Origin of the sequence: Nostoc sp. DedVER02, assembly GCF_034530675.2 — a bacterium.
Lineage (GTDB): Bacteria > Cyanobacteriota > Cyanobacteriia > Cyanobacteriales > Nostocaceae > Nostoc.
Window position 1 is genome coordinate 106,758 of record NZ_JAVRCP020000012.1, and the last position, 15,056, is coordinate 121,813.

12 protein-coding genes are annotated in these 15,056 nt (G+C 42.1%); 8 read left to right on the plus strand and 4 right to left on the minus strand.

The window, feature by feature from the left end; all coding sequences use genetic code 11:
• Positions 1-148: 148 nt before the first annotated feature.
• The gene (gene tig, locus RMZ41_RS14365) at positions 149-1,588 is read right to left on the minus strand and encodes a trigger factor (protein WP_322642920.1); all 1,440 of its coding nucleotides are present in this window, start codon (positions 1,586-1,588) and stop codon (positions 149-151) included.
• 1,069 nt (positions 1,589-2,657) lie between these two features.
• Here tig and RMZ41_RS14370 point away from each other — a divergent pair.
• The 4 genes from RMZ41_RS14370 to RMZ41_RS14385 all read left to right on the plus strand — a co-directional run bounded on the left by RMZ41_RS14370 (position 2,658) and on the right by RMZ41_RS14385 (position 7,466).
• Positions 2,658-3,695 (plus strand): aspartate-semialdehyde dehydrogenase, encoded by a 1,038-nt coding sequence (locus RMZ41_RS14370; RefSeq protein WP_322642921.1) that lies wholly within the window; start codon positions 2,658-2,660, stop codon positions 3,693-3,695.
• A 127-nt stretch (positions 3,696-3,822) separates the two neighbouring features.
• Positions 3,823-4,707 (plus strand): 4-hydroxy-tetrahydrodipicolinate synthase, encoded by an 885-nt coding sequence (gene dapA, locus RMZ41_RS14375; protein WP_322642922.1) that lies wholly within the window; start codon positions 3,823-3,825, stop codon positions 4,705-4,707.
• A gap of 279 nt (positions 4,708-4,986) precedes the next feature.
• Positions 4,987-6,759, plus strand: a complete 1,773-nt coding sequence (locus RMZ41_RS14380) for a ribonuclease J (protein ID WP_322642923.1) — start codon at positions 4,987-4,989, stop codon at positions 6,757-6,759.
• A 146-nt stretch (positions 6,760-6,905) separates the two neighbouring features.
• Positions 6,906-7,466: a Uma2 family endonuclease gene (locus RMZ41_RS14385; RefSeq protein WP_322642924.1), complete on the plus strand. Its 561-nt coding sequence runs from the start codon at positions 6,906-6,908 to the stop codon at positions 7,464-7,466.
• 18 nt (positions 7,467-7,484) lie between these two features.
• On the opposite strand, the gene RMZ41_RS14390 is transcribed toward RMZ41_RS14385, so the two are convergent.
• Positions 7,485-8,681, minus strand: coding sequence for an anion transporter (locus tag RMZ41_RS14390; RefSeq protein WP_322642925.1), 1,197 nt, complete (start codon positions 8,679-8,681; stop codon positions 7,485-7,487).
• A 528-nt stretch (positions 8,682-9,209) separates the two neighbouring features.
• On the opposite strand from RMZ41_RS14390, the gene RMZ41_RS14395 reads away from it, so the two are divergent.
• Positions 9,210-9,587 (plus strand): Mo-dependent nitrogenase C-terminal domain-containing protein, encoded by a 378-nt coding sequence (locus RMZ41_RS14395; RefSeq protein ID WP_322642926.1) that lies wholly within the window; start codon positions 9,210-9,212, stop codon positions 9,585-9,587.
• 90 nt (positions 9,588-9,677) lie between these two features.
• Here RMZ41_RS14395 and RMZ41_RS14400 read toward each other — a convergent pair whose 3' ends face one another.
• Positions 9,678-11,546, minus strand: coding sequence for a caspase domain-containing protein (locus RMZ41_RS14400; protein ID WP_322642927.1), 1,869 nt, complete (start codon positions 11,544-11,546; stop codon positions 9,678-9,680).
• Positions 11,547-11,746: 200 nt separating this feature from the next.
• Between RMZ41_RS14400 and RMZ41_RS14405 the strand changes: the two genes are divergently transcribed.
• From RMZ41_RS14405 to RMZ41_RS14415, 3 genes are all read left to right on the plus strand, one after another.
• Positions 11,747-12,229, plus strand: a complete 483-nt coding sequence (locus RMZ41_RS14405) for a hypothetical protein (RefSeq protein WP_322642928.1) — start codon at positions 11,747-11,749, stop codon at positions 12,227-12,229.
• A gap of 166 nt (positions 12,230-12,395) precedes the next feature.
• Positions 12,396-12,569: a 50S ribosomal protein L32 gene (gene rpmF / locus RMZ41_RS14410; protein ID WP_322642982.1), complete on the plus strand. Its 174-nt coding sequence runs from the start codon at positions 12,396-12,398 to the stop codon at positions 12,567-12,569.
• Between the two features lie 280 nt (positions 12,570-12,849).
• The gene (locus RMZ41_RS14415; RefSeq protein WP_322642929.1) at positions 12,850-13,455 is read left to right on the plus strand and encodes a sulfite oxidase-like oxidoreductase; all 606 of its coding nucleotides are present in this window, start codon (positions 12,850-12,852) and stop codon (positions 13,453-13,455) included.
• A 197-nt stretch (positions 13,456-13,652) separates the two neighbouring features.
• Here RMZ41_RS14415 and RMZ41_RS14420 read toward each other — a convergent pair whose 3' ends face one another.
• The gene (locus RMZ41_RS14420) at positions 13,653-15,035 is read right to left on the minus strand and encodes an aldehyde dehydrogenase (RefSeq protein ID WP_322642930.1); all 1,383 of its coding nucleotides are present in this window, start codon (positions 15,033-15,035) and stop codon (positions 13,653-13,655) included.
• Positions 15,036-15,056: the final 21 nt, after the last annotated feature.

Genomic DNA, 15,056 nt, shown 5'->3' on the forward strand with positions numbered 1-15,056 from the left:
GGGAATTGGGAATTGGGAATGGGGTAATTATCAGTAGTTCTTCTTCTCCTGCTCCCGCTGCTTCCCCACTTCCTGATCTTCTTTAACTTACCCATTTCACCAGTACTTTAATTCAGGACTGGTGAACTTATGGCTGTGGGATTTTTGATTATCCTTCTGTGACTTCTGTAGAAGGTTCGCTGTTTTCTTCCTCTGTCTGAGGTACATCAGCATTAGCATCTGATTCTAGGGCTTCCGTTTCCTCTGCGGGATTCAAGGAGCCTTCGGGTACAAGCTCAACTGAGGAGTGTTCTAAAAGCCAATTAAGGGTTTTTTCGGTTAATAGTTCGTTTTCCACGATTGAGCGCAGTCTATCTTCATCAACATCTTGCTCCTCTGAGTACTGTTCTAAAAGTTCTTTAACTCTGGCTGCGATTTCTTCTGGTGTTACCTGGATAGATTCGCGTTTACCAACTTCCCGCAACGATAAAGAACGTTTGATGCGTTCAATGGCTTCAGTACGCGATCGCTCTCGTAATTGAGGGATAATATCTTGAGTAAACAATTTCCTCACATCCAATCCCTGCTGAGATAGCCGCATTGCTGTTTGGGTTAGCATTGCGTCCACTTCTTGCTCAACCAAAGTTGCTGGTAAATCCACTTCTACGTGCTTCAGCAGTTCTGTTAACAACGCTTCCTGCTTATTTGCTTTTGTTTTGTCATCCGCCTCTTTTTGATATCGCTCTACCAAAGAAGCGCGTAACTCCTCTAAGGTTTCAAAATCGCTGATTTCCTGGGCGAAATCGTCATTTATTTCTGGTAATTCCTTTTCCTTCAGTTCTTTGAGCGTTACTGTGAAAGTTGCCGCTTTTCCAGCTAAATCTTCATTAGCATAAGGATCTGGGAACTGCGCTGCAATTTCTTTGGTTTCTTCAGGATTCATCCCTACTATTCCAGCAATAAAGCCTGGAATAAACTTATCTTCCTGCAACTCAACTTGAAAATCAGTCGCTTCGGCTCCAGGAATCGCTTCTAGTTCAGCCGTTTCGTCTTCACCTTCCCCTCTGGCGAATGAACCTTTAAAATCAACTACGGCAACATCGCCGATTTGGGCTGCACGTCCCTCCACAGGAATCAATGTCGCCAATTCTTGACGTTCCTTGTCGAGGGTACTGTCCACTCGTTCTGGATCGTACTTGACTTCTTCTGCCTTAGCTTGCAAATCAGTGTACTGCACTAGATTTACTTCAGGTTCTACATCAACCGCGGCCGAAATTGTCAGAGGTTTTCCAGGTTCATAATTATTAATCAAATCCTCAAAGGAGGAGCGTAATTGCGGCTGACCTATTGCCGGGATAGCTTCTTGTTTAACTGCTTGCTCAATGCCATCTTGAATTAGTTCTTCCAGCGCTGCTGCCTTGATACGAGTCGTACCCAGCCGTTGTAGCAATATCGGCCGAGGTACCTTGCCTTTACGAAACCCAGGAATATTGGCAGTACTCGCTAAGTTTTTAATAACCTGTTCGTAAGTTTGCTTGGTAATTTCCGGCGTAATCTCTATTTCCAGCCCGATTTGGCTGGCGGGAAGTTTTTCCTGGGTAACTTTCATGCTTCGTCTCTAGTTTTCTGGTATTTTAATCTCCGAGTACACACAAGACGCAATAAAATTGTTCGCGTTTATGGCTTGATGTCTCTTGGGAAGGATGGGAGGTTGTCAAAAGAGGCAGAGTAGCAGGGGGCAGGGGAGAGACGGAAACGGAGCTTGTACTCGCGGCTTGCGTCCAAGGGTACTGGAAGGACAGGGCTTCATAGCCATGTTCCGCAATGCTTGTCGCACAGGAGAAGGGCTTGCTCCCCCTGCTCCCTGCTCCCTTTCCCTCTGCCTCTTCGGTAACAAGGCTTCATGACATCCAAGGATGGTGTGTCCTGGCACAGAGATCCAGTTTACTGCCAATGACCAAGGACTTGACAATTTACCGTCATAACAATTATTGACACTTCCAGGGCTAGGAGCTTCTGGGGTTTCTTGCCTAATATTTGTAATAAGTACTGAATCATTACCGATTGGAAAGAGTTTAATGCCTATTTCCCAGCCCGTAATCTTCAATCAGTCTGAATTTAACACTGGAAACTCAAGAATTATTTATTCGGTAGGCTTACACCGTGATATCCTGGTTTTCAGTCAGTAGTTAATACTTCAAAGTTATAGCATTGAGTGTAGCTATACTTGTGCTGCCGGAGCAAATATGCTACCCAACCTTATATCTAAATATCTAAATTTGATGGTTTGCTGATTTTATACCATTTGCATCATAGTACATTTATTATCCTGACAACCGAATTTACAGCAAAGACGTTTATTGACTTTACAGGTCAAATGCCTAAGTGCAGATATATCTATTCTATTTTTCTGCTAGATGGCAGTTTGTTGTACAATCTTATAATATAGTCTAGATAAATGAAAAAATTAAATGGCAACTGTTGTAAAATGCAACATCAGTTAACTGATTTTAAATAACCAAGCAAATAAATTTATTATTAGATATATAAAAATAGACTAAATTAGAGAAAAATCCTATTCAAAATTTATTTCAAGACTGCGATCGCTATTTAAATATAAACAAATTGTCCATTGTTCCCAAAAATTGCAGATAAGTCTATTCAAGGAGGAAGCAAGTTTGTCAAAATCCTATCGGTTAGCCATTTTAGGAGCAACTGGTGCAGTTGGCACAGAGTTGCTGGAATTATTAGAAAATCGTAATTTTCCGATTGCTGACTTGAAGTTATTGGCCTCAGAGCGGAGTGTCGGGCGATCGCTGCGGTTTAAAGGTGAAAATATACCAATAGAGGCAGTGAGCGATCGCGCCTTTGAAAATGTCGATATAGTACTAGCTAGTGCAGGTGGTTCCACATCTAAAACTTGGGCAGCAGTTGCCACAGAAAAAGGTGCAGTGGTAATTGACAACTCCAGTGCCTTTCGGATGAACCCGGAAGTGCCCTTAGTAGTGCCAGAAGTGAATCCACACGCAGCAGCTAATCACCAAGGTATTATTGCCAACCCCAACTGCACAACAATTTTGATGAGTGTGGCAGTGTGGCCATTGCATAAAGTTAAACCAGTGCAACGCATTGTAGCTTCAACCTATCAATCTGCTAGTGGTGCTGGTGCTAGAGCGATGGCAGAAGTCAAAACCCAAACAAGCGCTATACTACAAGGACAGCCGCCAGTTGCTGAGATACTGCCTTATCCTCTGGCATTTAATTTATTCCCGCATAACTCGCCATTAAATGATTTGGGTTATTGTGAGGAAGAAATGAAGATGGTCAACGAAACCCGAAAAATATTTGGCACGCAGCAAATTAGAATTACTGCAACCTGTATACGGGTTCCCGTACTCCGCGCCCATTCAGAAGCCATTAATTTAGAATTTGAGACTCCCTTTAGTGCAGAGGAAGCCAGAGAAATTTTAAATTCCTCCCCTGGAGTAAAATTGGTGGAAGATTGGGAAACTAATCATTTTCCGATGCCAATTGAAGCAACTGGTAGAGATGAAGTTTTAGTCGGAAGAATTCGTCAAGATATTTCTCATCCCTGTGGGTTGGAATTATGGTTGTGCGGCGACCAAATCCGCAAAGGCGCAGCATTGAATGCAATACAAATCGCCGAGTTACTGGTAGAGAAAAATCTACTCAAACCATTAGCTATTAGTCATTAAGTCATTGGTCATTAGTAAATGACAAAGAACAAATGATAAATGACACTTGAAAGCAATTTGCAAGTAGGTTATCACAATAGGAAACCACCAAGATACAAAAACATGGGTAATCAGGAGTGAAAACAGGGTGGGAGATTTTGGCAATGTTTTAACCGCTATGATTACGCCGTTTAAAACAGACGGTAGTGTAGATTATGCTGTAGCGGCAGAACTGGCAGCGCATCTAGCTAATAATGGTACAGATACATTGGTGGTGTGCGGTACAACAGGAGAATCCCCTACCCTGAGTTGGGATGAGGAATACCAGTTGTTTGTCGAAGTATTGCAGTCCGTGGCAGGCAAAGCCAAGGTGATTGCAGGTTGTGGTTCAAATTCCACTAAAGAAGCGATCGCAGCCACTCAAAAAGCGTCTAAAATAGGAGTACATGGTTCCTTACAAGTTGTTCCTTATTACAATAAACCGCCACAAGCGGGATTAGAAGCCCACTTTAAAGCGATAGCACAAGCCTGTCCCGACTTACCATTGTTGTTATACAATGTCCCAGGTCGTACCGGACAAAACCTTCAGCCAGAAACAGTTGCCCGGTTAGCTAAGGTTAGTAATATTGTCGGGATTAAAGAATCCACTGGTAGCATAGATCAGGCAAGCGAAATTCGTCGCTTGACACCAAAAGAATTCTACATCTATTCTGGTGATGATTACATGACTTTGCCCTTGTTAGCGATCGGGGCAAAGGGTGTGGTAAGTGTGGCTTCTCATCTGGTAGGAAACCAACTACAGCAGATGATCCAAGCTTTTAATGCGGGGAAAATTGAGGTAGCAAGCGACATTCATCTCCAACTCTTCCCGTTGTTTAAAGCTTTATTTCTCACTTCAAATCCCATTCCAGTGAAAAAAGCACTGAAACTTCAGGGTTGGGAAGTTGGTTCAACTCGTCCGCCGCTTTGTGAAGCTGATTTAGAAGTAAGTCAAAAGTTAGAAGCTGTTCTAAAAGAACTTAATTTAATCTAGTCACCATCTGGTTAAACGTTGGTAATCTGCTGCTTTTTAAAGATACATATAAACAATGCTCATAATTGTTCATAAGTTGCAATTTAAAAACCTGTGTTAAGACTGATAGATATACTATGAATTCTTCAGTTTACAGTCGATTTTATTGAATAAAAAATTGAAAATCTCAATTAAAACTTGATTGCTTTCAGACTGGCTTAAGAAGCAGATGATGTTGTCTTAAAAACAAGTTCGTTAACTATCAAATTGATTAACTACAAGTAACAATCTAAGGAGAAAATGGCTAATAACGAAGCTAATAATTCCGCCTTGAAAATTATTCCTTTGGGCGGTTTGCATGAAATTGGGAAAAATACCTGTCTTTTTGAGTATGACGATGAAATTATCCTCTTAGATGCAGGATTAGCTTTTCCTACAGAGGCGATGCATGGAGTAAATATTGTTTTGCCAGATACGACTTATCTGCGCGAAAATCGCCACAAAATTAAAGGGATGATCGTTACTCACGGTCATGAAGACCATATCGGCGGCATTGCTTTCCATCTCAAGCAATTTGATATCCCTGTAATTTATGGGCCCAGGCTAGCTATGGCAATGCTAGAGGGTAAATTGGAAGAAGCAGGAGTCCGCGATCGCACAGAAATCAGAACAGTTCTACCACGTGATGTAGTCCGAATTGGCAAAAACTTTTTAGTTGAATATATTCGCAACACCCACTCCATTGCTGATAGTTTCACTGTTGCCATTCATACTCCCCTTGGTGTAGTCATTCACACAGGGGATTTTAAAATTGACCATACCCCAGTAGATGGTGAAAAGTTTGATTTGCAACGGTTAGCAGAACACGGTGAAAAAGGCGTTCTTTGCCTACTAAGTGATTCTACCAACGCTGAAGTGCCAGGGTTTACACCCTCTGAACGTTCAGTTTATCCCAATCTTGAGAGAGTATTTAGTCAAGCTACAGGGCGGTTATTCGTCACCACCTTTGCTTCTAGCGTGCATCGCATCAATATGATTCTGGATATCGCCAAGAAGCAAAACCGTGTAGTGACCATTGTGGGGCGTTCCATGCTCAACTTGATTGCTCATGCCCGCAATTTAGGTTATATCAAGTGTGAAGATAATCTGCTACAACCATTGCACGCGGTTCGTAATCTACCTGATGAAAAAGTACTAATTTTAACTACAGGTTCTCAGGGTGAATCGATGGCAGCAATGACCCGGATTGCCAACAAAGAACACCCTCACATTAAAATCCGCGAAGGAGATACGGTAGTATTCTCTGCTAACCCAATTCCTGGAAATACGATCGCAGTAGTCAACACCATTGATAAATTAATGATTCAAGGTGCAAAAGTGGTCTATGGCCGGGATAAAGGGATTCATGTTTCCGGTCACGGCTGTCAGGAAGAACAAAAACTGATGATTGCCTTAACTCGACCCAAGTTCTTTGTGCCATTTCACGGCGAACATCGGATGCTAGTGAAGCACGCAGAAACGGCTCAGAGTATGGGCATTCCGGCAGAAAATATGATCATTATTCAGAATGGCGATATTGTCGAACTGACTGAAGATGCCATTCGCGTCGGTGGTAAAGTGCCATCTGGTATCGAATTGGTGGATACTACTAGTTCGGGTATGGTCAGTGCCAAAGTGCTGCAAGAACGCCAACGCATGGCTTCAGAAGGCATTATCACGATCGCAGCCGCCATTGATTGGAATGGTAAACTGTTGGCAAAACCAGAAACTCACCTCCGGGGTGTAGTTACAAGTGTAGAGCGATCGCTGCTACAAACCTGGGTAAAACAACGCATTGAAGAAATCCTCACTGTGCGCTGGACAGAATTTGCTCCTGAGCAAGGTGAAGCAGCAGATATAGACTGGGGTGGATTGCAAGGAACTTTAGAACGAGAATTGCAACGTTCCATCCGTCGGGAATTGCAATGTCAGCCATCTGTGACTTTGTTGATGCAAATCCCTGATGAGCCACCTGTGAAAGTTGCCGATGGCAGAAGACGACGCACTCGGACTGCTGCTCAGGTAGCATCATAGAGAATTTAAGGTAAAATCGTAGGCACAAGCGCACAGACGTAGAGTTTTTCAACGTCTTTGCGCTTTCGCGTGAGATATAGTCTTTTATTATGGGTATAGAAATCACAGTAAATAGTATTTGCCTATAGTTCTTAGAAGCGATCGCTATGACTAAAACACCAATAAAAATTAGTACTCTTGAAGAATACATCAATTTTGATGATGGCACAGACAAGCAATATGAACTTAAGGATGGGGTAGTTGTAGAAATGCCTCCCGGTACTGGCAAACATGAGGCAATTATCACCTTACTATTAGTTCGCTTCTTTTTAGAAATTCAAAAAATGGGACTGCCTTTACAACCGCGTCCTAACGGTACAGAGGTGCTGACTAATAAACAACCCAGGCGACCTGATATTTGTGTGATTACTAACGAACAGGCAAAAAGTATTGAGAGTACTTCGGCTATCCTCAAAACTGCTCCACCCCTATTAGTTGAGGTGGTAAGTCCTGAATCTGTTGATCGGGACTATAACCAAAAAACCTCTGAGTATGCAGCTATTGGTGTGGTCGAGTATTGGATTGTTGACCCTTTAAAAAATCAGGTGACAGTGTGTTTGCTAGACAATGGTAGTTACAAACAAACTGTGTTTACTGGAAACCAGCAGATTATTTCTCAAACATTCGTAGAACTAACCCTGACAGCCCAACAGGTACTTTCAGCTTAGGGTTGTTGCTACACATCCTCAATGAACCCAGAGGTATGCTAGAACCAAAGTACACACTGTTAAAGGCGCTCCAAACCTTAGATGTTCCCAAAAAGTTAGCTTGTAGCCTAAATCCGCAGCAGCTTCTACAACTATCAAGTTGGCGACTGAACCAAACAAAGTTAGATTCCCTGCCAAAGTTGATCCGGCTGCCAACAATAGCCAATACTTACTGTCACCTGGAGGAACCAGGGGATGCAACAGAAGTACAGCCGGAACATTAGAAATTAAGTTAGATAAAACAACGGTTACACCCAAAAAACTCGCAGCAGAGTTAACCGCATGGGTAAATGGCTGGAGTAAATTCAATTTTTGTGTGACTCGCGTCAGAATAAACAATCCAGAAAACATTACCAGCAGGTTCCAATCCACCTTTTGTAAAATGCGTTGGGGTTTAACCCGCCGAGTGATTAGCAACAAGCTAGCAGCAACTAAAGCAGACTCTCCTAACGGTAAACCGACAGTAAATGCAATTAGTAACCCAATTGTGATAACTAATGTTTTATTAAATAAGGGTTTATAAATACGTTGGTTCCCAACTGTTACCTGTTGGCAAGGTTTGACTGAGCGCACATCTGGGTAAAGTAGCCACAGTAATATTACCTGAATTACCAAGCCGACAAGGGCAACTGGGGCCAATACACGCAAAAAATTTAGATAGGAGATGCCTGAAAAGGAGCCAATCAGGATATTTTGGGGATTACCGCTTAAAGTTGCTACCGAACCTATATTAGTTGCACCTGCGATCGCTAGTAAATAAGGAATCGGGTTTAAACCCAAAGCTAGAGTCAGGCTCAAGGTTAAGGGTGTGAAAATCAACGCTATAGTGTCATTGAGAAAAAAGGCGGAGAGAATACCACTGCCAAAAGTTAAAGCAATCAGCAAACCTAAAGGACTGCGAGTGATACTCAATATCGCTGAGATTGATCGCCTAAAAAACCCTGCATAAGATAGGTTGGCATTAACTACCATCATGCTCAAGAGAAACACGATGGTATTGGCATCAATAGCCTGCCATGCTTCCTGTAAATTCAAAACACTTAAAGCAATTAACAAGGCAGAGCCGACCAGAGCGATGGTGGCACGGTTCATCCGTAAACCAGGAATGTAGCCCAACGCTAACCCCAGATAAGTTAGCCCTAAGACGCTATAAATTGCAAATTGCAGAAAAATCACTTTCTTTAGTGAGACTTTAGGACAACTGATGTTTCATAACTAGCTGCTCTGCATCTACGGATAAAGCCAACTCACCTGGCTTTCAGCCGCAGCAACATCTAAAGACTTCTCTCTATATCTACAGTCTTCAGCTAGCAATGAACAGAACACACTTACGTGAGAAAGTGGGAACACGGATAGCAAAAATGCCTTCTAAGGTATTACCGATGTTTATACTTAGCAAAAATTCTTTCAAAAAGACCTTATATTAAGTTCTGTAAATGTTACACTAAAACCTATCCAACGACGGATGTCTTTACTAAAATCTAAACTATATCAAGTTATGAACAAGATCGTAATATTACACTACCGATCCCCAGAAAATTGCGATTAACTTGACGTAGTAATAAATATAGGTTCTGACTTAAGTGGCTAATCAGGTATTACATTATATCGCAGTCAGAACGCGATTTTTCCGGGAAAGTTCGTTGCCACCTTGTATATATTCATCAAAAAGATGAATAACCTCAATAACACAGAGGATTAACCATGAAGGTATTCGACAATACCACAAAAAAGATTTTTCTGGCTAGCTGGGTATCAATCAATCAAGCAGAGACTAGCGACCACAAAGTAACCCAGCTAAACCGTTCTATTTCCAAGCCTTACCGCGACCTTCTCCAACCCTTACGGCAGCGTGTAGAAAACATTCAGGTTCGCGATCGCCAACTGGCACATCGTTTGTGCAAACTGATTCCATCTCAGTGCCCCTTTGAGCGAGATGTCAAAGTATTTGGGAAAACCTTGTTTCACATTCCACCGATGTGCAAACTCAACCCCTTATATGAAGAAGTGGTTGGCTTACGTTTTCGAGCGCTGTGCTATCTAGCCGATGAATGCGGCGAAGATGTATCACAGTACTGTTGAGGGAAAAGTTAGGAGTGAGGAGTAATGACTCAGGGATCAATAATATAACTCCTAACTCCTAACTCTCTGCTATTTTTTACTATTTTTTTACTATTTCTTTTGCCATTTTTGGATGGCATCCTGAGCATCTTCGTAAGCGCCTGTCTCCTCTGGCACTAAGGCAGCAGTTGCAATTGCGGCATTGCGGTCTCCTTCGGCGGCGCGACGCTTGGCCAGGTCTAAAATTTTCTCACTCCATTTATTGATCGACTTTTGGGCACTATCAAAGCCTGGTTGACCTGCTGGTACTTTCTTGGCAACTTCGATCGCCCGATTGTAGGTAGATGCCTGTCCAGACTTAATTAAGGCATTAGCTGCATCTAAAAGAGTTTTGTTACTCACATACTGCTTACCCTCTAGTCGCCATAGGTTAATTGCTGCTTGTGCTTTGGCATAAGGGGCTTCATCTTTGGCGATCAATCGAGCGGCAGCAATAGCAGCAGCATACTGTCTTTGTTTAGCACGACCCTCTGCTAAATCTAAAATCATTCGACTCCAAATCTTAATATTCTCCTGAGCTTGTTCGTACAGTGGTTCGCCGGGTTTAATTTTCCGGGCTGTAGCGATCGCCATGCTCAAATCGCTAGCCTGAGTTTGTTGGAGCGACATTTTCGCCAAGTCTAATACTGCTTGATTCCGCTTTTTAGACTCAGAATTAGAGGTTATTTGGGCGCTAGATTGGTTGTTGACTCTCACCACTGGAGTGCCATCGCTTGGTAAATTCTCGATAACCTGGCGATCGCTAGCACTCGTATTGGGTGATGCGCTTGATATTTGCTTAATTCTAAAAGTTTCTTGATTGCGAAGAAAAACTACAGCAATTAAACCTGCTACCAGCAAGCTGCCTCCGCCCCACAAAATAAACTGTTTCCAAAAAGGGATGCTTGGCTGGTTCGATGGCAATCGAGAGACGTAACCTTTGGAAGAATTGGGGATAAATCTTCCCCTTGGGTTCGCTCCTAAAGAAGTTTCTGCCATTGGTTGGGAAACTAAGTTAGTCGCTGACTTCTGGACTGGTTGAGCTTTAGGCTTTTCGATCTTGTGTTGGGAGGAGTTCATAGTAGTTTCTCCCCATCTTCCCCGTTCTGCCGAACTTCTAGGGTAATCGTCCAGGGGAGGCGCTGCAAGGGCAACAGCAAAAGATTCTTCAGGATAAATTACCGGTTCTGGTTGAAACTCACTTTCCATTGCCAATTCTGGCAAGATTACCTGCACCCTTGATGGAATGATCGTGGCAGGGTTTTGGACAGGCCGCCAATGGTGGTGGCATAATTTTGGCATGAGCAGACTTAGGTAGCTTTCTAAATCTGACAAGTTGCTGCCGTTACCAGAACGCAAAGCTTCTAACAAAGCTGCTGTGAAGAATCCGTGACCTAATTCACTACTTTCGTGGGAAAATTGCTCTGGTTGACAAGAAAGAATAGTCGCAAGTTGTAATTCTTGGGCTAGTTCTATTGTTTCCTCACCAACGGGAGCATCCGCTTGAGTGCCAAAAGCGCGGTTGATATCAAGTAGTAGCAATACATTCAAGTCTGCAACTTGCAGACTCTGCATTAGCGATCGCAATTCTATGCCAGTCTCTTGCACCAGTTCGGGGTTGCCCTCTGCTGGCATTAAGTAATCTTTGCCCTTGTAGTTAACTCCATAACCGCTAAAGAATAACCATAGATAGTCTTCTGGTTGCCAACTTGTCGCTGCTAAATCCTCAAGCAGCAACAAAATATTCTCCTTAGTCGGATAAGTCGATCGATCTCCAATTGGTGGCGAAGTATCCGTCATTAGCAGGCAATGTTTGGGGAGAAAGCCTGCCTCTGTCACCAAAAAATCCTCTAGTGCCTCAGCATCCGCTTGGGCACAACTTAAAGGTTGAAATAACTGATAGTGATTGATGCCAATCGCGATCGCCCAATAATTTGCCATCCCGCTCTTTGTCAGTTATTGTTTGCTGGTCTTAAAATTGCGGTTGGCTTTGCCAAAAAAACAAAGCTAACCTATGTCTTGTAGTCTAGGTGATTCTCATCGAATCTTAAGTTAGAATGTAATTTTTATTACGTTAATTAGTCGGAAAATACCTTTTACCTAATTTCAATAACAGATCATTACTAAGGAGATAGAAGGTCATGAGCAAAATTCCTGCTCACCTACCATCATCGATCGCTCCCTTTTCAGTTATTAGCCAAATTGCCAGAAGAATCCGGATAGTTCCTTTATTAATTTTGCTCATATCTACCGTTCCTGCGTGGTTTTTAACGGAAGCGATCGCGCCCCAGGTTGTGCGAGCTTACACCGCGAGAGTCGATCTAGCTATTGACCGCCTGCCGGAAGAAAACTATGAAACCGTTCTCCGAAGGGCGGAAGCGGCCGCTAGGGCTGCTGCTCAAAGGAGCTTCGACCAAGATATCTTGGTGACAGATGTTTCAATCATTATCTCAGTACAAAATTATGGAGCGATCGCCCCAGTTTTGGCATTAGATGTGAGTCGTCCCCAATGGCGATCGCGTCCTGATGCTCAAAATTGGGCGACTTACTTCAAAACGGCGCGATCGCTACTTTTCTTTGACAATAGCTCTACAGCAGCTAGCAGTGTACCAGCCAAAAAATGAAGGATTGAGCTAGACACGGAGACGCAAAGAGTAGAGGCTCAAAGAATTCTCTCTTTCCCCGTGTCTTACTTCAGTCTCAACCGATCAATTCAACTTACCTATTGTTCTTCGCGTCAGTGGATGGCCTAGAATAGTAAGGTTGTCAAGAATCACTATATCTGCTGACATGGCTGTTCCTAAGAAGAAAACTTCCAAATCAAAACGAGATAAACGTCGAGCTACCTGGAGACACAAAGCCGTCGTCGAAGCTCAGAAAGCCCTCTCTCTGGGTAAGTCAATTTTGACTGGACGTTCTACATTTGTATATCCATCTGCTGAAGAAGAGGAAGAAGAATCATAATTCCCCAGTCAGGCAAAGCATAAACAGCATCAATCTTCTTACCGTTAGATAAACGCTTTTTATTAGCTTTCCTGATTGCATTTTGAATCATAGATACTCTACACAAACTCATTAGATCGAGAAAAATTGGTAGTGAGTAATTGGGAATATCCATTACCCATTACCTATGACTGATGAGTGATAATCAAGTAATCATAATAAAAAGTAGAACATCTCGTACTGTTGGCAACTTAGCAAAAAAGCTTGTCAACATCTTGAGAAAACTTATTTTTCTCTAACTATGCTAGGAAAATTTTTTCAGAAACCAGGGAAAGAAGAGGGGGAACGTGTCCCTCCTGGTCAACATTTAGCTAAAGGTTTCCCCGTATTAACTTACGGTGCAACTCCCCAAGTCAGTATTGAGGAATGGGAGTTTCGAGTTTGGGGTTTGGTAAAATCTGCTACCTTTAGTTGGTCAGACTTTATGGCGCTACCTCAACACGAATTCACGGCAGACTTTCACTGTGTAACGCGCTGGTCTAAGCTTGATGTCAAATGGACTGGCATTAAAGTTATGGATTTCATGGGTCTAATTGATATAGACCCGAAAGTAGCCCACATTATGGAACACTGCTACGGTGGCTACACTACCAATATTTCTCTAGAAGACTTTATTCGAGAAGAAAACTTCTTTGCCTTTAAAGTTTTTGGTGAAGACCTTCCATCTGAACACGGCGGCCCGATGCGGCTAGTTGTTCCCCACCTCTACGCTTGGAAAAGTGCTAAGTGGATTAACGGTTTAGAATTTTTAGCTGCTGAAGAACTTGGTTTTTGGGAACGCAATGGCTACCATCGCCGTGGTGAACCCTGGGCTGAGGAGCGTTATAGCAACGCCTTTGGGATTTAATAGTTAAAAGTTAGGAGTTAGGAGTTATTCAATTTTGAATTTTAGACTTTCCTACGGAACGCTATGCGAACGGCGTAAGCGCTCAGTTGAACGATTTTATATTTTTACTTCAATCCAAAATTCAAAATCTCAAATCAGCAAAGTTAGGAGTCATAGATTTTTGTTTTTCACTCCTAACTCCTAACTCCTAACTTTATTTAACCCAAAAGTTTCTTTATGAGTGGCAATTTGCCCTGGTATGGAGCGTATCGCCATTTTAAATCGACCCAGAAAGAGTTTTGCAATACACTTTTGTTATGAGAAAAAGTGTCAAAACTAGCTTTGCCATGATAGTTGCCAATACCGCTCTCTCCTACCCCGCCAAATGGTAAAGACGAGACACCCACCTGCATCACTGTGTCATTGATGCAGACTCCACCAGATGAAGTTTCATGCAAAACTCGTTTTTGCAAGTTTTTGTTTTGAGAAAATAAGTATAACGCCAAGGGTTTGGGTTTAGAATTAATCAACGCGATCGCTTCGGTAATATCAGTATATTCAATTACAGGTAAAATTGGCCCAAAAATCTCTTCCTGCATTATAGAATCTTTTAAAGAGACATTCTCAATCACTGTAGGGGCGATATAACGTTCTGAAAGCTGATTTTCTCCACCGATGATAACTTCACCATCTTTGAGGAAGTTAACCAACCTCTCAAAGTGTTTTTGACTAATAATCCTGGCATAATCAGGACTGCTTATAGGATTTTCACCATAAAACTCTTTTAGGCATTTTTTCAATCCATCGATTAAATCTTTTTTGACTTTTTTATTAACTAAAAGATAGTCAGGGGCGATACAAGTTTGTCCAGCATTAATAAATTTGCCCCAAGTGATTCGTCTGACAGTGTGTTCAAGATTAATGTCAGTATCTACGATACAAGGACTTTTACCACCTAATTCTAAAGTAACTGGTGTTAGATGTTTAGCCGCTGCCGCCATAACGATTTTGCCGATGGCTGTGCCACCAGTAAAAAAGATATGGTCAAACTTTTCTGTAAGCAGTTTTTGACTTGCTTCTACCCCTCCTTCAATCACTGCAATATAAGCGGGGTCAAAATATTTGGCAATAATCTGAGCAATCACACCAGAGGTATGAGAAGCAATTTCTGAAGGTTTGATAATTGTACAATTACCGGCGGCGATCGCACCTACTAATGGTGAGATCATTAACTGAAATGGATAGTTCCAAGGGCCAATGATTAAAACAACCCCCAAAGGTTCTGGATAAATTTTCGCTGAGTAGGAAAAAAAATCAAAAGAAACAGGTGCTTTTTTGGGTTTAGTCCAGGTATTGATATGTTTTATGGCATAATCAATTTCTTTAATTACACCTATTTCTGTAAGGTAAGCCTCCAATTCTGGTTTATGTAAATCCGCTTTTAATGCCTCGATTATTGCTTGTTCATGCTCAATTATTGCTTGCTTGAGATTTTTAAGTTGCTCAATACGAAAAGTGACATCTTTAGTTTTTCCAGTTTCAAAAAATTCTCGCTGATTCTGGATAATATTGCCAATATTAGATAATTCAGTGGTAATCATTGTTTTGTACCCGAAAAAACT

Bases quoted from the DNA above. Each gene is read 5' to 3' on its own strand.
- RMZ41_RS14400 (WP_322642927.1), bottom strand. From the start codon at position 11,546: ATGGCAAATTATTGGGCGATCGCGATTGGCATCAATCACTATCAGTTA.
- RMZ41_RS14420 (WP_322642930.1), bottom strand. From the start codon at position 15,035: ATGATTACCACTGAATTATCTAATATTGGCAATATTATCCAGAATCAG.
- tig (WP_322642920.1), bottom strand. From the start codon at position 1,588: ATGAAAGTTACCCAGGAAAAACTTCCCGCCAGCCAAATCGGGCTGGAA.
- RMZ41_RS14385 (WP_322642924.1), top strand. From the start codon at position 6,906: ATGACTAAAACACCAATAAAAATTAGTACTCTTGAAGAATACATCAAT.
- RMZ41_RS14380 (WP_322642923.1), top strand. From the start codon at position 4,987: ATGGCTAATAACGAAGCTAATAATTCCGCCTTGAAAATTATTCCTTTG.
- RMZ41_RS14405 (WP_322642928.1), top strand. From the start codon at position 11,747: ATGAGCAAAATTCCTGCTCACCTACCATCATCGATCGCTCCCTTTTCA.
- RMZ41_RS14415 (WP_322642929.1), top strand. From the start codon at position 12,850: ATGCTAGGAAAATTTTTTCAGAAACCAGGGAAAGAAGAGGGGGAACGT.
- RMZ41_RS14395 (WP_322642926.1), top strand. From the start codon at position 9,210: ATGAAGGTATTCGACAATACCACAAAAAAGATTTTTCTGGCTAGCTGG.
- rpmF (WP_322642982.1), top strand. From the start codon at position 12,396: ATGGCTGTTCCTAAGAAGAAAACTTCCAAATCAAAACGAGATAAACGT.